14 protein-coding genes are annotated in these 20,203 nt (G+C 40.3%); 13 read left to right on the top strand and 1 reads right to left on the bottom strand.

Features of this window, described 5'->3' with window-relative positions; genetic code table 11:
• Nucleotides 1-221 precede the first annotated feature (221 nt).
• On the bottom strand, nucleotides 222-1,961 hold the full coding sequence (locus tag ACYQ28_RS14215) for a two-component system response regulator (RefSeq protein ID WP_460051049.1): 1,740 nt from the start codon (nucleotides 1,959-1,961) through the stop codon (nucleotides 222-224).
• An 863-nt stretch (nucleotides 1,962-2,824) separates the two neighbouring features.
• On the opposite strand from ACYQ28_RS14215, the gene ACYQ28_RS14210 reads away from it, so the two are divergent.
• The 13 genes from ACYQ28_RS14210 to ACYQ28_RS14150 all read left to right on the top strand — a co-directional run bounded on the left by ACYQ28_RS14210 (nucleotide 2,825) and on the right by ACYQ28_RS14150 (nucleotide 19,468).
• A complete protein-coding gene (locus tag ACYQ28_RS14210; RefSeq protein ID WP_460051051.1) occupies nucleotides 2,825-3,103 on the top strand; it encodes an STAS domain-containing protein in 279 nt (92 codons plus the stop codon).
• Between the two features lie 56 nt (nucleotides 3,104-3,159).
• A complete protein-coding gene (locus ACYQ28_RS14205; protein WP_460051053.1) occupies nucleotides 3,160-3,522 on the top strand; it encodes a response regulator in 363 nt (120 codons plus the stop codon).
• Between the two features lie 16 nt (nucleotides 3,523-3,538).
• Nucleotides 3,539-5,857 carry a chemotaxis protein CheA gene (locus ACYQ28_RS14200; protein ID WP_460051055.1) on the top strand — a complete coding sequence of 773 codons (2,319 nt, stop codon included), beginning with the start codon at nucleotides 3,539-3,541 and terminating at the stop codon, nucleotides 5,855-5,857.
• A 12-nt stretch (nucleotides 5,858-5,869) separates the two neighbouring features.
• A complete protein-coding gene (locus tag ACYQ28_RS14195) occupies nucleotides 5,870-6,406 on the top strand; it encodes a chemotaxis protein CheW (protein ID WP_460051057.1) in 537 nt (178 codons plus the stop codon).
• Nucleotides 6,399-6,899, top strand: a complete 501-nt coding sequence (locus ACYQ28_RS14190) for a chemotaxis protein CheW (protein WP_460051059.1) — start codon at nucleotides 6,399-6,401, stop codon at nucleotides 6,897-6,899. Before ACYQ28_RS14195 ends, ACYQ28_RS14190 begins: the two co-directional genes overlap by 8 nt.
• 347 nt (nucleotides 6,900-7,246) lie before the next feature.
• Nucleotides 7,247-9,556, top strand: coding sequence for a methyl-accepting chemotaxis protein (locus tag ACYQ28_RS14185; RefSeq protein ID WP_460051060.1), 2,310 nt, complete (start codon nucleotides 7,247-7,249; stop codon nucleotides 9,554-9,556).
• Between the two features lie 346 nt (nucleotides 9,557-9,902).
• Nucleotides 9,903-12,773, top strand: coding sequence for a methyl-accepting chemotaxis protein (locus ACYQ28_RS14180; RefSeq protein ID WP_460051062.1), 2,871 nt, complete (start codon nucleotides 9,903-9,905; stop codon nucleotides 12,771-12,773).
• 262 nt (nucleotides 12,774-13,035) lie between these two features.
• Entirely contained in the window at nucleotides 13,036-13,881 is an 846-nt protein-coding gene (locus ACYQ28_RS14175) for a CheR family methyltransferase (RefSeq protein WP_460051064.1), read from the top strand.
• 79 nt (nucleotides 13,882-13,960) lie between these two features.
• Entirely contained in the window at nucleotides 13,961-14,614 is a 654-nt protein-coding gene (cheD, locus tag ACYQ28_RS14170; protein WP_460051066.1) for a chemoreceptor glutamine deamidase CheD, read from the top strand.
• A 2-nt stretch (nucleotides 14,615-14,616) separates the two neighbouring features.
• On the top strand, nucleotides 14,617-15,666 hold the full coding sequence (locus tag ACYQ28_RS14165) for a protein-glutamate methylesterase/protein-glutamine glutaminase (RefSeq protein WP_460051068.1): 1,050 nt from the start codon (nucleotides 14,617-14,619) through the stop codon (nucleotides 15,664-15,666).
• Between the two features lie 583 nt (nucleotides 15,667-16,249).
• Nucleotides 16,250-17,464, top strand: coding sequence for a methyl-accepting chemotaxis protein (locus tag ACYQ28_RS14160; protein ID WP_460164720.1), 1,215 nt, complete (start codon nucleotides 16,250-16,252; stop codon nucleotides 17,462-17,464).
• Between the two features lie 65 nt (nucleotides 17,465-17,529).
• Nucleotides 17,530-17,823, top strand: coding sequence for an STAS domain-containing protein (locus tag ACYQ28_RS14155; RefSeq protein ID WP_460051072.1), 294 nt, complete (start codon nucleotides 17,530-17,532; stop codon nucleotides 17,821-17,823).
• 1 nt (nucleotide 17,824) lies between these two features.
• Complete coding sequence (locus ACYQ28_RS14150) at nucleotides 17,825-19,468, top strand: SpoIIE family protein phosphatase (RefSeq protein ID WP_460051074.1); 1,644 nt, start codon at nucleotides 17,825-17,827, stop codon at nucleotides 19,466-19,468.
• The last annotated feature ends 735 nt before the right edge of the window (nucleotides 19,469-20,203 follow it).

Genomic DNA, 20,203 nt, shown 5'->3' with positions numbered 1-20,203 from the left:
AATCTTTGTTGACTTAATCGGTGGACCATCTTGAAATTACAATTTGTAATTTCAAGATGGTTTCTCACCCATTTCAATTATTTATCGAAATTAAAATCACTTTCTGTGTGGCACCACTCGCCGGTGAATACGAGTTTCTCCAAGTAAAACCACGGTAAGAAGAATAACAGCAAGAAAAGCAACTTGAAAAAAAATTGAAAGAGCGCAGCGATGATAAACCGCTAGTGATTGGAAATTTTACGATTTTGCATTCGAGTAAATTGTATTACTGCTTCGTAAGACATGGGTTTTGCGTATAAAAAACCTTGCAGATAATCACAGCGACGCTGTTTTAAAAAATTCGCGCTGGCTTGCGTTTCTACACCTTCAGCGACAACGGTTTTCCCTAAATTCTGAGCCAAAGACACCATGGCTCGAATAATCGCTTGATCAGATGGATCGTTACGGTAGTGACGAATAAACGACTGATCGATTTTAAGTGTATCAATGGGTAGCTGTTTGAGATGATTCATAGACGAATAACCAACGCCAAAATCATCCAGTGCTAATTTACAACCCAATCTCTTTATTTTGGCCAGTAAATCAAAGGTGTACTCGTTGTACTCCATTAATGAAGATTCGGTGATTTCAATATGCAATTGATGAGCGTCTAGTCCATTGTGGGCGATAACTTCTTTAATCCGGTCAATTAACGAGATATCCAACAATTGCACCGGCGAAAGATTCACGCTGATCCACGAGCGTTCATCGACATCGCCATTGCTTAACCATTGAGAAAAATCTTCACACGCCTTTTGTAAAACCCACGCACCCAATACGTGAATCATACCGGTTTCTTCTAAAATAGGTACAAACTCATCGGGACGTACAATTTCACCGTTTTCTCGCTGCCAGCGTAGAAGTGTTTCGTAACCGCGTACTCGATCGGTTGATGCCTCCATAATGGGTTGATAATTTAAATAAAACTCGCCTTTTTTAAAGGCAATGCGAATGCATTTTAGCAGCTGAATTCTGCGGATTGCTTTTACGGCTAGAGTTTCGTCGAAAAATGTAAAACCATCACCGCCGCGTTTTTTCATAGAAAGCATTGCTGCTTGTGCTTGAGATAACAGATGATCGGTATTGATGTGGCGATGATTTCCAAAATATTGAGTAATTCCAATGCTGCATTTACCTTCCAGTATCTCACCACTTGATAAGGTAACGCCGCGATGTAGAGATCGGAGAATTTTTTCGGCAATCGATGAAAACGTCGATAGTTTGGTAGAATTAGCGGTGAGCACAACTGCGAATTCATCGCCACCAAGTCGCGCCAAAAAATCGCTGCTGCGCATGTTTAAGCGTATTAATACCGCAAGGCGTGACAAATAATCGTCACCTTTTTTTTGGCCACAGGTATCGTTAATAAGCTTAAACTTGTCCACATTAATGTAGAGCAAACCAATGTATAAATCCAAACGTTTGGCTTCATCCAATTTTCGCTCTAAATACCTGTGAAAACCACGGCGGTTGGGTAATCCAGTAACCGGATCAATATTGGATATTTGCAAAAATTGATTTTGGTATTCGCGTCGGTCAAACGCAAAACGAATGCATCTTTGGAATGCTCGTTCGTTTAGTTCCGATTCTATTAAGTAATCACAAATACCAATTTTAAGAAAAGACTTAACTTCTAGCTCTAAACTGTCAGCAACTATTAAAATAACAAAACTGTTGTGAGAATGTTTGACAAGGTGAGATAACGCGTCTTCACTCCAATTGTTTTCGCCGAAATACGCCAAAACTAAATCAAAATGATGTGTATGAAGTGGTTTTAATTCAAATAGTGAATGAGTTTCTTCTATTTTAATGAGCGAGTTGCTATCGCACTGCTTTTCCACCGATACAAGCATGTTTCTTAGAACTTGAGAATGCTCTTTATCAGCGGCTAAAAAAATAGAAAGCCCTGGTAATAAACTCATGTGCCAATAATAGTTGTTGCCAACGTTTCCTTTATATAAATAGTTATTTTAAAGAATCAGAAAGTTGTGCCTAAAATATTTGCCAAAAATGCGATTTGGATCTATCAGCTTATCAAAATGTTCAACCGATCTCGGCGCGTATATTTTTTTATTGCCTAGTTAAGATTTAGACGCGTGCCTATGGGCTGTCAATAATAATTACTTTAAATATGGCCGGTTCCGATATTTGCAAAAAATGTATTATTTTTTCAGTTAATTTCTGAATAGAAAAATTATTGACTTATATCGGTATGGGTTTGCACTGCGTTGTATTAGCTGTTGTAAATATATCGATTAAACCAAAAAAACTTATGTAAGTATGAATTGAGAGTCTAACCGCAAGAAATTATTCATAGACATATTTCTGTTTTAATCTAAGCACAGAAAGTTAAAGATACGATTTGCAATTTAATAACGTTTTAGTCACAAATGGTTTGTAAGTCAGCAAGACTGCTTAGATTCCCACGGCTGATCCGAGTTGATGCGCAGTTAATTTATAGCAGAATATACTGATGTAAATAATTATCTTTTTTACTCTAACACTTAGTTATAAGCATTATCGTAAGTCAAATTTTCTAAGATTTAGTTTCATCCTTTTTAGGCAAAATAGCTTAGTTGAGACTAACATTAGTCTACGAGAAAACAGCGGGTTTACCTCTTGTTTCTCGGTAGGATAGACCTTGTCTTAGAGGACTGTGGAAAACCGCCATAATCTAAAGCTTTTCTTTTATGCGTCGATAGCTGTAACTCAAAACGTCAGGGTCCAGCAGAAATTGTGCTGATATTAAGGCATTTTTAGTAGATTTCAAATTTTCGGAATTACGATGAGCGAGAAAACCTCCTTTTCTTGTGGTGAGCATTTAGACATTACACAAGTCGCATCTTTGCACGCTAGGTTATCAAAGGCGATAGCGAAGGCTTCTGTTATTGAGTTAAAAGCAGACAAGGTTGTTAAAGCTGATACAGCCGGACTGCAATTATTTGTTAGCTTGCAAAAAGAAATCTCTGGTACCGGCGGGAAAATTATATGGCGATCACCGAGTGATGCACTCATCAACGCAGTAAAATTACTTGGTTTATCAAAAGTTTTAGACATTAATTAATTTACCATCCGATAAATTTTACATTTTCAACACCGAATTGCTTCAAGGAGTATTTAATGGCTCGCATTTTAATCGTTGATGATTCGGCATCTATGCGCAACATGGTTGCCGCTACGCTGCAATCGGCCGGTCACCAAATTAAAGACGCGGCAGATGGCCAGCAAGCATTAGCTGTTGCTAAAGCTGATCGCTTCGATGCTGTAGTTACCGATCTCAACATGCCCGTGATGAATGGTATTGATCTCACAAAACAGCTTCGAGCGATTCCTAATTACAAATACACACCAATCCTCCTGTTAACCACAGAATCTTCTATGGATAAGAAAAGCCTCGGAAAAACTGCTGGTGCTACGGGTTGGTTAGTTAAGCCTTTTAATCCAGAGAAATTATTAGAAACGATTAAAAAAGTTTTAGGATAGACATTGGCGGAAAATAATGAGCATCGACCTAAAGCAATTCCATCAAGCCTTTTTTGACGAAAGCTACGAAGGCTTAGACTCAATGGAGCAATCACTGCTTGCACTCAGTGATGAAGACGAAACCGATCCGGAATTAATTAATACAATTTTTCGAGCCGCACACTCCATAAAAGGTGGCAGTGCAACTTTAGGTTTTGGTGAAATCGCCAGTTTTACTCACGTACTCGAAACTCTGTTAGACGAGGTGCGTGAAGGTCAAAGAAAGTTGACAGCCGAATCCATTGATTTGTTATTGCAGTCGTGCGACGCACTTCGAGCCATGGTGCATTGCCTAGAGCAAGAGACGCCGATCGATGTCAACGACAGTAAACCGCTGCTAGACGCCTTCGAGGCGATGTTAAACGATAGTGGTCAAAGTGCCGTTTCCGAACCGCAGCAGAAAGAGGTTCAAAAAAATCTCGATGATTCCGACGCAACAGTGATCAGCTCTGCACAAGATGCTATTACCCAAACATTTTTCTCGGGTGATGACGGTGAGCAGAATGATGATCATGGCGAAAAACGCTGGAAAATCGTATTTAAACCGGAACCGCAAATATTATTAACTGGGAACGAACCACTTAGAATTTTTCGCGAATTAGAAAGCATGGGCGATCTCGAGGTTCATGCGCACACCGATCAAGTTCCAAATTTTGATCAGATCACTCTCGACGAATGCTTTATTCATTGGACGTTATTTTTAACCAGTAATGTTGATCAAGACGAGATCAAATCAGCGTTTGATTGGGTTCTTGATGAGTGTGATTTAGACATCACACTTTCAGAAAGCGGTGACGATGATACGGTCGATACCGATGACAATGTTAATACTGAGACTCGTCTACAGCAGGATCACATTAACCTCGATAACCGCGGTGATGAAATTACCGCCGAAGACGACTACGGCGAATCTGCAAGTGATGATCTAGAGTTTGTTCGTGCATCGGCAAGTGTTGTCGCAGCCAAGGTTATCCCCGAAAAAACTACCGCTAAAAAACCAGAGCCCAGTGCTGCCAAATCTACATCTGCAAAAGCAATCTCTGAAAGCAAAGCAATTGCTGACAAAAAAGTAACCGCGCCCGAATCTGCACAAAGTAGCACCACTTCCATTCGCGTGGGAATCGACAAGGTTGATAATCTCATCAATTTAGTCGGCGAGCTGGTCATTACGCAATCGATGCTTTCTGAATTGGGCAATAATTTTGATTTAGAAAAATTAGAGCGGCTTTCACACGGACTAGAACAGCTCAAACAAAATACGCGCGAATTGCAAGAAAATGTAATGCGAATTCGCATGCTACCCATCAGTTTCGCATTTAATCGATTTCCGCGCATGATTCGCGATTTGTCCAATAAAACCGGTAAAAAAGTCGATTTAATCATGTCAGGTGAGCAGACCGAACTTGATAAAACCGTTATGGAACAAATTGGCGATCCTTTGGTGCACCTTGTTCGTAATGCCATAGATCACGGTTTAGAAATGCCCGAAGAACGACGTGCCGCAGGAAAAAATGAAACCGGTAAAATTCATTTAAATGCCGAGCATAAAGGTGGAAACATCGTTATAAAAATTTCTGACGATGGCCGCGGTATGGACCCCGAAAAAATTCGTGCAAAAGCGGTTGAGAAGGGTGTCATCGACGCAGAAGCGGAGCTTTCTGTAGCAGAAATTTACGACTTAATTTTTGAGCCAGGCTTTTCTACAGCCGCCGAAGTCAGCGATTTATCTGGGCGTGGTGTGGGCATGGATGTGGTGCGACGCAATATTAAAGCACTTGGTGGTCGTATAGAAATTGACTCTGAAGTAGGGCGTGGAACCAAAATTTATGTACATTTACCATTAACCTTAGCCATTTTGGATGGGCAGTTAGTTCGAGTCGGACGAGAAGTCTACATAATTCCCTTGGTTGCAATCGTTGAATCGTTGCAAATTAAATCCGAATTAGTTAATCGCGTCTCCGGTAACATGGTTTTATATCGCCTGCGAGAAGATAACGTACCGATTATTCCCATTCACAAAGAATTTAATATTCAAGCCGATAATACTGCTTTAGATAATGCTTTGCTCGTGGTTGTTGAAGGTGAGGGATGTAAAATTGGTTTACTGGTTGATGATTTACTGGCTCAGCAACAAGTCGTTATTAAAAGCTTAGAAACAAATTATAAACGTGTTGACGGTATATCTGGCGCGACGATTCTTGGTGATGGCTCGGTGGCATTGATTCTTGATATTCCCGGTATAATTACCAACGCCTCGCGTTCGCGTCGAAGAAATGTAAGTCCGCGTGCAGCATAAACGGTGAGTTAAATGGATGCCATAATAGAAGTTGCAGAGATTAATCGACTCGATAAAAACGATATCTCATTAGAAGGAATCGATTTTATCTCCGGCGGTAATCAATACCTAACATTTCGTTTGTGCGAAGAACACTACGGTGTGGATATTTTATCGGTGACCGAAATCAGAGGGTGGGATGAACCTACACTGATTCCCAATTCTCCGAACTATGTTAAAGGTGTGATTAATTTACGCGGCGTTATCGTGCCAATTTTAGATCTTCGTATTCGATTTCAAATTGGTGAGGCCAGTTATACACCCACAACCGTTGTTATTGTTTTAGCGGTAAAAAATGACCGCATGAAATGCACAATGGGTTTTGTGGTAGATGCCGTTTCCGATGTGCTCAATGCCAATTCGCAAGATATTAAATCTGCCCCAAGCTTTGGTGGCTTAGTTGCTCCTCAATACATTCAGGGTTTGGTGAATGTCGGCGCAGATGTAGTGACACTGCTAAATGTCGAGCAGCTATTAAAGTTAGATGATGAAGGTTTGCATTATGAGTAATCAATCTCAAGAATATTTAACATTCTTGCTGGATGGCGAAGAGTTCGGAGTCGATATTTTACGTGTCCAGGAAATTATGGTTTGGGCACCGGTAACATCGATTCCCGGAACACCTGAATATTTGCGAGGTGTGATTAATTTGCGCGGCGTCATAGTCCCTATTGTTGATATGCGTCAGAGATTCAACCGCGCTCCGGTAGAATATACCGATACTACCGTTGTTATTGTGTTGCGAACCAGCGAAAGCGATTCTGGTGTAGTTGTTGGTATCGTGGTAGATGCGGTATCGGAAGTCTATAAAGTGGATCCCGTTAATATCAAAAAAGCACCGGATTTTGGTAATCAAATAGACAGTCGCTTTATTTTTGGAATGGCAACTGTGGACGACAAAATTATTATTTTGCTTGATGCAAAGAAACTGCTAAATGTGAATGATTTATACAGTGTAGTTTCTCATGTTCGTCCCAAAATTGGTGAGCCTATCGCGAGCTAATTTAATGTCTTTATAACTAATTTAATGTTTCTATAAAAAGTTATTGCCAAGCAGCGCTAATTTATTAAAGTTAATTGATGAATGATCGACATAATTAAAGCAAGGGTCTGTAAAAGTTGTTGTAAAAAACGGTTGTAAATCGGGTTTTAAAGTTTTGGTTGTTTCTTGAAGTTTGAGGTCATAAGTCGAAGTCTGATTTTCGATTCTTATCAATTCCGATAGTTTTTTACAAAAACTGGTAGTGCATCGTTGTAGTGTTGAAAGCTCTAGAGTGTTCAGGGTTTTCTAAGAAAAATATTCTATAATAATTTCACTGAGCTTGAGTTTAAAACTCAGGAGCCATATTTATGCAAACAGAGCAAAGCCCAGAAGTGTTAGATCAATTAAAAGAACGCTGCGTTAATGCGCTGGATAACATGATTACCGCTATCATGATGGTGGATAGAGATTTTAATGTAACGTACATTAATAAAGCAACACTCAATTTGCTCGGTGGTATAGAAGATAAATTAAAAACGGTCTGGTCGGATTTTTCTGCGTCCGAAGATTATCTGATGGGAAAATGCATTGACGGTTTCCACAAAGATCCCAGTTATCAACGCAAAATACTGAGTGACCCATCCAAGTTGCCATTGCGAACCGATATAAAAATAGCTGACTTAACGATTGAGCTTAATGTCTCGGCAATTGTGGATGCTAATAATAACTACGTTGGTAATACGCTTGAATGGTATGATGTTACCGAAAACAGAAGTTTCAAAAATAGCGCAGTGCAAATGGCCGGGGCTATTGAGCAGTCATTAACTGCTTCCATTATGATTGATCGCGATTTTATGATTACTCATGCTAACAAGGCGACCTTCGAATTATTAAAAAAGCATGAATCTACATTTCAGAGAAAATGGCCAAGCTTTCGGGCCGATCCCGAGAAATTAATTGGCACCTGTGTGGATATGTTTCATAAAAATCCGCAGCATCAACGCCAATTTTTAGCCAACAAAAATAATCTACCCTATAAAACCGATATTAAAATAGAGCACTTAACCTTCGAGCTCAACGTTACCGCTATCAATGACTCAAGGGGCGAATATATTGGCAACGCACTAGAGTGGCAGGATGTTACCGAGATACGCAATCGAGAAATAGAAGTAGGTCGCTTAAATTCCGCTGTTGAAGGCATGACGACCAATTTAATGATGGCAGACGAACACGGAATTATTGTTTATTTAAATCCTTCCGTAAGAGCTATGTTAGAACGGCGTGAAGCCGAAATTAAAAAAATACTTCCTGCGTTTGATACACGCACCATTGTTGGCGCAAATATAGATATCTTCCATAAAAATCCATCTCATCAGCGTAACCTGCTCGCTGATACCAGTAAATTCCCTTTAAATACCGAAATATCGGTAGGTGATTTGCGGTTTAATCTCACCGCGGTGGCTCTAAAGAATAAAGAGGGTAAAAGTTTGGGAATAGCCGTGCAATGGATCGATGTCAGCGACGAGAGAACTGCACAACGTCAAATCGAAAAGTTAATAAACTCGGCAATCAATGGCGATTTGTCACACCGAATCGATGTCAGTGGTTATCAAGGGTTTATTCGCAATCTGGGTGAAGGTATAAACACTCTAATGAACGAGATTGTAAAACCATTCGATGAAGCCATATCGGTTATCAAAGGCCTGGCAGAAGGTAATTTGGAAGAAAAAATGAATGGTGAATATCGTGGACAATTTTCTGAATTGTCTGAAGCGATAAACGATTCGTTAACCAATTTGGCGTCAATGGTTGAGGCCATTCGCTCGGCATCAGGCAACGTATTTAATGCAGCTCGCGAAATTGCACAAGGTAATAATGATTTAAGCCAACGCACAGAAAGTCAAGCGTCGAGCTTAGAACAAACTGCATCGGCGATGGAAGAATTAACGTCAACTGTGCAGCAGAACGCAAAATCAGCCACCGAGGCAACTGAGAAGGCCAACAGCGCCATGGCCCGTGCCAGAAGCGGCGGGGAGGTTGTGGGTAACGCTGTAGCGTCGATGGATGAGATTAATAAATCCAGCAAAAAAATCGCCGATATTATTGGTGTCATCGACGAGATTGCCTTCCAAACTAATTTGTTGGCTTTAAACGCGGCGGTAGAAGCTGCGCGGGCTGGAGAGCAAGGGCGTGGTTTTGCGGTAGTGGCAGCTGAGGTTAGAAATCTGGCCCAACGCAGTGCGACGGCTGCTAAAGAAATTAAAGGTTTAATTAACGATAGCGTTGAAGCGGTAACTCGCGGAGCAAAATTGGTTGATGATACCGGTGTAACCTTCAATGATTTGATTAACGTGGTGCAAGAAGTAGTGGTTATGGTATCGAATATTGATACCGCAGGTCGCGAACAATCCGCAGGCATTACTGAAGTCAGTAAAGCTGTCTCACAAATGGATGAAATGACCCAGCAAAATGCCGCATTAGTTGAAGAGGCCTCGGCATCCAGCAAATCAATGGAAGAGCAAGCCGAAGAGTTATTAAAACAGATGAGCTTCTTTAAATTAGCTGGCAACAGTGATATGCCCACAATGACAAGGAGACCTCGCCAAGGTTCACCGGCACCGGCAAAACGTGCAACAGCTCGTCCGGTAAGAAGCTCTGATGAATGGGAAGAGTTTTAATTACGACGTTTGTATATGCATTTAGCTTCGAATTGTCGTAAAACGAAGAGTTATTCTCAGAATAAACACGTTAGATTTAAGGAAACTCTGAATAACCTAGAGTTTCTCGCGACACAAGGATGTCTCGCCAATTTCAAGAGCGGTAAGTGATTGAAATTGTGAAGAAATTGGAAATCACATTTTCAATTTCTGTCCTCTGATTAAATCATGGATGAGTTAATCAGAGGTTCCTTAAGTATTTTTTACTATGTACAGTATCGACCATTGATTAATCTGAACGGTTTAAACGGAAGTCGATATTTTTTCATGATGTTCAATTTTCTAAATTTTATTTTGAGTTTTCGCCATGACTACACAAGAAGTTATCGATAAACAAGATCAACTTTCTGAAATTGCCAATAACTTGCGTTCCGGTGTCATAGTGACGGATGCAAATGGAACCGTTGACTATGCTAATCGAAGCGCAGAGAAATTATTTTTTAAAAACAAAAAATTATTTCAGTCGTTGGATGAAAATTTCGATGGTACTGCCCTGCAAGGTCAAAATCTCAAGAAAATTATTGATCATGAAAAAAATCTCGGGCAACTGTTTTCCTCAGCTAATGAAGAATCTGTAGTCGCAGATGTCAATTTCGGAAATCGAATATTTTCGGTCTCTGTATGTAAGCTACCAGACTCTGATCAGGTCTCCATGGAATGGTTGGATGTTACCGACCTTAGATTTGCGGATAACGATAGTCAAAGCATTGTTAACGCTGCTTCTCGATCATTCGCAACCATCGAATTCGACTTGGACGGTAATATTTTATCGGCCAACGATAATTTTTTAGCGACGATGGATTATAAAATCGATGAAATTAAGGGCAAACATCATCGAATTTTTGTTTCCGAAGATTACGCCGAGAGTAATGAATACAAAACGTTTTGGAAACAACTGGCCAAGGGTGAATTTAAATCTGGACGGTTTTTACGCCACAATAAATCGGGAGATGATGTATGGATTCAAGCCTCTTATAACCCTATTTTCGACGCCAACGGTGTGCCTTATAAAGTAGTCAAATACGCTATCGACATTACTGAAGAGCAGGTCAAACTTGCAGATCTATCGGGGCAATTAAACGCGATAAATCGCTCGTTGGCGGTTATCGAGTTTGATTTAGACGGTAATATTCTTACGGCCAACCCCAATTTTTTAACGACAATGGGGTATTCTTTGCCGGAAATCCAAGGGAAACATCATCGCTTATTTGTCGATAAAGACTATGCCATATCTTCTGAATACAATGATTTTTGGAAACGATTAAGGTCAGGGGAGTTTTTTTCCGCTGAATTTAAACGATTGAAAAAATCCGGCGAAGAGGTCTGGATTCAAGCCTCATACAACCCTATTCTCGATCTAAAGGGTAAACCGTACAAAGTTGTAAAATACGCATCTGATATTACTCAACAAAAGCAGAAAAATGCAGATTATGGCGGCCAAGTAGAAGCCATTGGTAAGTCTTATGCTGTCATTGAGTTTGAGCTCGACGGTACAATAATTCGCGCTAACGAAAATTTTTTAACGACTTTGGGCTATCGTGCAGAGGAAATAGTTGGTAAGCACCATCGTATTCTTGTTGATCCGAATTATGCCAATAGTGCTGAATACACTCAGTTTTGGGATAAATTAAGTCGTGGTAAATACGACTCTGGCGAATACAAACGTATTGGCAAAAATGGTAAAGAGGTTTGGATTCAGGCTTCTTATAATCCAATTCTTGATTCTAATGGTGAGCCTTTTAAAGTGGTCAAATACGCCGCAGATATCACCGAGCAGAAATTATTAAACGCAGACTTTAGCGGTCAAATAGAAGCCATTGGCTTGTCTCAGGCCGTGATTGAATTTGGGTTAGATGGGACAATTATTACTGCCAATGAAAACTTTCTAAAAACATTGGGCTATGAATTAAATGAAATTCAAGGTCGTCATCATCGTATATTTGTAGAGCCAAGCTATGCAAGTTCTGCCGAATATCGTGAATTTTGGGATAAACTTAATTCCGGAAAGTACGACGCTGGTGAATACAAACGCATTGATAAACACGGTCATGATGTTTGGATTTCTGCCTCTTATAACCCAATTCTCGATCTAAACGGACGGCCTTTCAAAGTTGTTAAATACGCAACCGATATTACCGGTAAAAAACGTGCTGTTGCCAAAATTAGATCGGTATTGAATACCCTATCGGAAGGAAATTTAAACAATTACGTTGACGAAAAGCTTGAAGGTGAATTTAACTTGCTGGCAGATTCGCTCAATGATGTTATTGATCGTTTAAATAATTTGGTCACTGAAATTCGCACTGCCTCAAGTAATGTATTTTCGGCCGCGCGAGAAATTGCCCAAGGTAATGACGATCTCAGTCAACGCACCGAGTCCCAGGCGTCAAACTTGGAAGAAACCGCCTCTGCAATGGAAGAGTTAACGGCAACGGTACAACAAAATGCGAATTCTGCTACCGAGGCTCGAAGCAAAGCCGGCGAAGCAATGGTAAAAGCAACCAATGGTGGCGAAGTTGTGCAAAGCGCCGTGACAGCCATGGAAGACATTAATAAATCCAGTAAAAAAATCGCCGACATTATTGGTGTGATTGACGAGATTGCCTTCCAAACTAACTTATTGGCCCTCAATGCTGCTGTTGAAGCGGCCCGCGCCGGTGAACAAGGACGCGGCTTCGCCGTTGTCGCCGCAGAAGTCCGTAATCTTGCGCAGCGCAGTGCTTCGGCAGCTAAAGAAATTAAAGGTTTAATTAACGACAGTGTTGATGCGGTGACTAAGGGCGCGAAATTAGTGGATGATACCGGCCATACATTTGGCGAATTAGTCGGCGCAGTTAAAGAAGTTGTTGCCATGGTTTCAAGTATCGATAATGCCAGTCGCGAACAATCAGCTGGGATTACCGAGGTCAGCAAAGCCGTCTCGCAAATGGATGAAATGACACAGCAAAATGCGGCACTTGTTGAAGAAGCTTCGGCGTCCAGTCGCTCTATGGAAGAGCAGGCGCAAACACTGCTAAAACAGGTCAGTTACTTCCAAATTTCCGGTGGTGATACCGGCCAGGTTGCAAATGCCAGCTATGGAGCCAGTTCTGGACCGAGTCGCTCCAACGCGCGACCTAAATCAGTACCAGTTAAAGCCCAAAAAACTCGCTCAACAGATGAGTGGGAAGAGTTTTAGAAGCATATAAAGAGCGCTCGGTATTTCTGTTAATGCATTAATGTGTGATCAGAAATATCGAGGTCGTTAAGACTACATCAGCGAAGACTGAATAAAATAACCGGCTTGGGTGCGTGATTTATTCACAGATTTAATTGAGCACCGCTCATTAATACACAATTAAAGCAACAAATAACGGAATCGATTTATCCGTTACACCCAGGCTCAGATCGATACCGCTGTTACTAAAAAAAATCGGTAACGCCTTTTTTGAGGGTATTGTGTGGAAACCGCAAGAGCCGATCAACATAGATTAAATAAACGGGAGTTCGAAGACCTTTGTTCAATGGTATACGACTATACCGGTATTGTTCTTGTCGAGAGTAAACGCGAAATGGTGTATCGACGAATAATGCGTAGAGTAAGAGCCATTGGAATTGGTAGTTTTTCGGAATATTTTCGGTTAATTTCTGATCCGAATAGCGAAGAATTACCTAATTTTTTAAATGCAATTACAACAAATCTCACCAGTTTTTTTCGAGAAAATCACCATTTTGATTATTTAAAAACGGATTTTTTACCTGAGCATGAACGCGACTACGGACAAGACAAGCGTCTGCGAATCTGGTCAACTGCCTCATCTACAGGTGAAGAACCTTATAGTCTTGCTATTACCTTACGAGAATATTTTGGCTCACGTATAAACAATTGGGATTGCAAAATATTGGCGACGGATCTTGATACCACAGTGCTAGAAACAGCCATCAACGGTATCTACAAATTCGAACGTGTTGAAAATATTCCCGAAAAAATTCAGAAAAAATGGTTTTTACGTGGCAGTGGTGATAACAGTGAATACGTTAAGGTTTCACAAGATCTTCAAGATTTAATTACCTTTAAGCAATTGAATTTGATGCACGATTGGCCAATGAGAGGCCCGTTCGACGTTATTATGTGCCGCAATGTTCTTATTTATTTTGATAAGCCAACGCAAGCGAAGTTGTTGGGTAAGTTTATGGGTTTATTGCGTGTAAATGGTGTACTAATGTTGGGGCACAGTGAGAGCATCGCCAAAGGTTACGATGAGCTTGAGTGTCGTGGGAAAACCATATATGTAAGGCGTCGTTAAAAAATAATGTAAGCGCAGCTATCTAGATCGGCAATTGTGCATTCATCAGAAATTTATGCAGAGAAGAATTAGTACGACTATGCAAAATAAACATTACGAACCTGCATTAGAGCTGTACCCAGCGTTAGACGGATTTGAATCTATTCGTCGTTACTTGGATAAAAGTGAAAAGCGATTTATTGCCAAAATTTTACCGGGTGAATTTTATGTCTCGAAATACGACAACGAATTGATTGCTACAACATTGGGTTCTTGCGTGTCGGCCTGTATTTGGGATGAGAATAACGGCGTTGGTGGTATGAATCATTTTATGCTGCCGGTTTCAGATGTTGAAGCCAGTAAAGTGACTTGGGGTAATGTTGCAAGCGATGCAACTCGCTACGGTAACTACGCTATGGAGCATCTTATCAACGAAATTTTAAAAAATGGCGGTATTCGCCGCAATCTGCGCGCTAAGGTATTTGGTGGCGGTTGCGTGCTTAATCAGAGTAACGATGTTGGCGCGCGCAATGCCGAATTTGTACGGCTCTATTTGCATCAAGAAAATATAACCTTATTAAGTGAAGATCTTGGGGATATATATCCACGAAAAGTGCTTTTTGATCCTTTAACAGGTCGGGCACGAATGAAGAAAATTCGTACTCTCGATAACGATAATATTGTTGCGCGTGAACAAAGTTATCGCTACGACATCGAGCATACGCCTATTGAAGGCAATATCGAGTTATTTTAATAATGAAAAAAATTAAAGTTATTATTGTTGATGACTCACAATTAATTACCCGCATACTCTCGGAAATTCTCTCTCAAGATCCCAATATTGATGTGGTGGGAATTGCTTACGACCCTTATGAAGCGCGGGAAAAAATCCGGCAGCTAAACCCGGATGTGATCACACTTGATGTCGAAATGCCTAAAATGGACGGCATTACGTTTTTGAAAAATATCATGCGTTTACGTCCATTGCCGGTTGTCATGATTTCTACACTCACTCAATCGGGCGCCGGCATTACCTTAGAAGCACTCGAAATTGGCGCTGTAGATTTTATTCCCAAGCCCAAATCTATGCCTGGTGAGCGCCTTGGTGCTATGGCGGCAACCATCTGTCTGAAAATAAAACAAGCTGCGCGCGTTAATTCGGCAATCTTTGAAAACTATATTGATGCAGAACCGGTTAAAAGAGCCGTGATAAAAGGTAGTTCAAATAAATCGGGTCATATCAAACTCATTGTAATAGGTGCTTCTACCGGTGGTACCTTAGCGCTAAAACAGGTATTTACCGCACTGCCGAAAGGTATGCCGCCTATTGCCGTTGTTCAACATATGCCCGAAGGATTTACGGCATCGTTTGCGCAAAGGCTAGATAATTGTTGTGAGCTTTCTGTAGAAGAATTTAGTGAAGACGGATGCGATTTGGAGCCAGACCACATTTATATCGCACGCGGTAATCAGCACTTTACGGTGAAAAATATTGCTGGTCGATTAAAAGGCTCAGCGGTTGATACTGAACCGGTAAATCGCCATAAACCGTCGGTGGATGTTCTGTTCGATTCGGTTGCCAGTTGGTGCAATGATCAAGTTATTGGTGTGATTTTGACAGGAATGGGCGCCGATGGCGCTATGGGTATGTTGCGCCTCAAGAAAAAAGGTGTGATGACGATAGCGCAAGATGAGGCAAGCTCTGTTGTATGGGGTATGCCTAGAGTTGCTGTTGAAAATGATGCCGTCGATTATGTTTTACCGCTGAATAAAATAGCACAGTTTCTGGTAGACCGGTGTGCGTAGCGTATGTTTTGTTAAAAGCAAATTAATCGTGCAAGTTTATAATACGTTGCATAATTTAGGTTCTGCTTCTAAAGTTTTTGATAAGTGTGCCAGAAAATTTTTTATTCGTTTTTGTTGTAAATAAAAAATTGGTCTATTACTTCAGTGGTGAAGTTTAGGATAACAGCTTTGTTCTGTAGGCTGGCTCTAGGAGTTTTTTATTTAGGTATCTTAGGTCTATGTATCTTAGGTTTAAGTATCATAAACAAAACGACAGATCGGAATTTTTCGGCGTAGCTCCAATGTTATACAAATTAGAGCATTTGTGGTTAACGTCAAAGACATTTTTTATTGAGTTATGGAAGACTCTAAAAATTTCAGATTAGCTCTACCATGATTTAATCTGGGTGAACGCATTGAAAACATGATTTTTAATGTTGGCAAATCATTTACTCTTTTTTGTAATTGGCAACGCTTTATAGTGCCGCAGAAAGTTCAAGGTTAATGAAAGTTCCTTTATTTTATTTGGAGTTTTTCATAGTTATATCGTTGTTGTTATTACGGTATTTATTAATACGAAAATGAGGTTGGTTTAGGAGAGACGATGTTGTCTTCGAAAATAGTCAAACAGATCGCAATACCCGCGATCTTGAGCATCGTGTTTCTTGGACTGTTGATGATTGATTTGACTCAATGGCTGCTGGTTGGCGGTTTTATTGTTACAACCTTTTCTTGGTTTCTCGCGATCTATTTTATCAATGCATCTGGGCGAAATAATTTATCGGATACTGATTTTGAGGCCGATATGAATGTTGCCTTTCAATCTGAAATGAAAAAAATCGGCGATGCAATTGAAAGTATCTTAAATGAAGAATCCGCTCACGTGCATGAACATATCAATCGTATTCGCGGCTTGATTCAGGACTCTACGCTTCTTCTCCAGGAAAGTTTTGCCAATGTAGTAAGCCAAACAAAATCACAATCGAATATGGCTTTGAGTTTTGTTGAAGGCTTAGGTAAAAATCAAGAGATTGAAGCGGCAAATGATGCTGAAAAATCGTTTAATTTTAAAAACTTTGTCAATCATGTTGACGAAATTCTCCAGGGCTATGTCGAGCTATTAGTGGATATTAGCGATAAAAGTATCTCGGCTATTCACAAAATTAATGATATGACTCGGCATATGGAGAGCATGTTTTCGATTCTTGACAGTGTTCAAAAACTTGCCGAGCAGACTAATCTTTTAGCCTTAAATGCCGCGATCGAAGCCGCACGTGCGGGTGAAGTAGGGCGCGGTTTTGCGGTAGTTGCTGACGAGGTTCGATCTTTATCGGTGACCTCGGCATCATTAAATCATGAAATTCGTATTAAAATTCAAATGGCTAAAACCAGCATGGCAGATGTAAATGCTGAGGTTGGGGCCATTGCATCACTTGATATTAACTCTGCCATTGAAGGACGGCTTAATATCGATAGTATGCTGACAAAAATAGAAGCGTTTAACCGTAAAACGGAGGCAATGTTAGGTAATCTTACCCAGGCGACGTCTTCAATTGAAGTTGAAATCAATAATTCCATTCGCGCATTGCAGTTTGAAGATATTATCAGTCAGCTCTCTGATCATATTCAACAACGTTTGGGCCATATTAGAGAGGTTGCTTCGGTCAGCCACGTTGACATGGCGCAAGCCCAAGATATACCACAATTGCACAGCGTTGCCGAACGATTGGATAAAATGCGACAAGATTTTCGGGCGCAGAACCTTGCTCAGAAAGTCGAGCAAAACAGTATGGACGAGGGTGAAGTCGAGCTGTTTTAAGGTAGATCAAAATTTCAATAAATGTTTTTGGTTAATGATAGAAGTCACCGGTAAAGGTAATTATAATGACAATTTCTGTCCGTAACGACAATGGTGTTGTTACCATCACATTGGGTAATAGCTTTGATTTTGAGTCGGTTGACTCATTTCGTAGTGCTTATGTCAATAATCCAAGCGTTAATTATCAAGTTGATTTTCGCAATACAGACTATATGGAAAGTTCTGGTTTAGGCATGTTGTTAAATATGCTTAGATACTTCGGTGATGGTAACGTCTCTATTAAATTGATTAACTGTCGGCCACAAATTCTTAAAGTCTTAAAAATCTCGAATTTTCAACGTAAATTTGAAATAAAATAACATGTCAATTTTTTTGGTGGATAGTAACGAACAATCACGCTGTCGTTCGTTGGAGCTACTGTCTCATCTAGAAGCGGCCGTTAATGTTGCGGCTACCGGTGCTGAGCTATTACAATTTTTAGATCAAGATAAAGATTGGCCGACTCTAGTTGTTATTGCCGATAATGTAACCGATGTTGATTGTATTGAATTAGCCAAAGAGGTTCGCAGCCGTGCCGATGAACGTTATGTAATCATTAATTTTGTTATTGAGCAGCACTGTGAGTCTAACTGTTTGGATCGCTTTTTGTCGGTGGGTGATGACATATTTTTACGCTCGCAATATCCGGATTTATTAAAGGCACGATTGGCAGCGCAAAATAGATTAATAAAACGATTTGTTAATACCAACAAAGATATTAATTCTTATGAAGAATATCGTCAAAACATTATTTTAGAGCAGGATATTGTCGAAAAAATATTTGATACTCACTGTGCTCGGCATTTAATTGAGCAGGGTAACATTTTTACCAATGTGTCTGCTAAAGCTATGTTAAATGGCGAAATCCTTATTACGCAAACCGGGCCAACCGGAAGTATTTATATTGTCATTGGGGATGTTTCTGGAAGAGGTTTACCGGCGGCGCTCGGCGGATTACCGACATTTACAACGTTTCGTACCATGGCAAAAAAAGGTTTACCGGTCGGTAAAATTGCTGCCGAGATGAATCGCAATTTGCTGACAATGTTGCCGGACAATATGTTAATGGCGGTGTGTATAGTAGAATTAAGCTGCCATCGCGATAGGCTTACGGTTTGGTCTGGTGGAATGCCTCCTGGATTAATTGTTTCGAGAACCGGTGAATTTCGTGAAAAAATTGTTCCTAAACATGCGCCTCTAACCGTTGTGTCGGAAATCGATTTTAGCCAAGACGTTAATGTTTATTCTTTAAAGTCGGGTGATCGCGTATACCTTTATACTGATAGCTTAGATCAAACCAATATCGACGGTGGTATCTCATTTACCGAAAACGATCTACTGGATGTCATTAAATCGGATATTGGTACCGCATTTTCGCGTATGTGTCAGGTAATCGCTCAGCGTTCAGATAACACTGATTCGGTCTTTGTTGAATTGGTATGTGACGACACGGGTTCTGAGCTGGAGTCTGAGCAGCGAGACAAACAAGCCGTTGCCCTGCCTTGGAGTTTAGATATTTATCTAACGGCAAAAGAGTTACGGTCTTTAAATCCTACTCCGCAAATTATTCGCCTACTATCTAATGCGATTGGGTTAGATGTTCATCAGGATTTTTTATCAACGATTATTTCTGAGCTTTACAGCAATGCGCTTGAGCATGGCGTGCTCGGATTGGATTCGCAGCTTAAGAAAACCGACGAAGGTTTTTTAGAGTACTACAGCGCAAGGGCCGAGCGTTTAGAAATGCTCACTGACGGTTGGATACGAATAAAAATTGCGTTTGTCGATGGTAACGTGGACATCCTAATTCATGACAGTGGTGCGGGTTTTAATACTGATGAATCCAAGGACGTTGACGAGTCTGAAAGCTTTGGTCGAGGGCTCGATATTATTCGCTCTTTATGTACACGTTTGGAATATTCTTATGGCGGTAGTTGTGTTCAGGTGAGCTACCCTGTTGTCTGAGGCAATTACTGTGTCGTTGTTTTACTGATCTGACCGATATGTCTGCGACTTTTTTTACTTGCAAAGTTTTGGGTGTTCCTAAATTAGGTTAATTGGAAATTAACTTCTATTTTCTAGTTAGTGCTGTCTGCAAGCTGGGCTAGTTCAAGTTGACATTCATAGATACCTGTTGCGCTTAATTCACCTATATAAAGTATATCAATAAGCTTAATCGATATTGTCACTAGTTTGAGTTTCTCGGCGAACCTTCTGTGTCTATGCTCTTCGGCAATTTCCGATCTCCTGGACGGTTTCCGAGTCCATTCAAAGTCTACAACTCTGGTCTTTTCTAATAAAAAGTATTTTCATTGGTTAGAGAGTTTTACCTTTCAATACTGAAAATAATTTCCGTAATTTGGTAAAAGATTATTTTCCAAAAACTCATCGTTAAATTTTACAACTGAATAAATCCTCGATGTATCTGTTAGTTTTCTTCCAAGTCATTTACCGATCATAAATACAACCGCAAAAAGTGTCAGGCAATTATATAGTTGAGATTTTTATTCCTTCACTTTAATTTATCGCCCAGTTTTCTCAATCAATTTCTCTCCGTGACATATAAGATCGAATAATAGGAAATTGTATCTTGCGGCGATTGGCGGTTTATTCCTCCTCGCTTGTTGAATTCTTTAAAAGTGTTTTCAGACTCCGATCAAGTTTTACGGCCCTGTAGAATTAGCACTTTGATTAAAATAG

This window comes from Sessilibacter sp. MAH1 (assembly GCF_054658315.1).
This window is presented reverse-complemented; position numbering and strand designations above follow the sequence as displayed.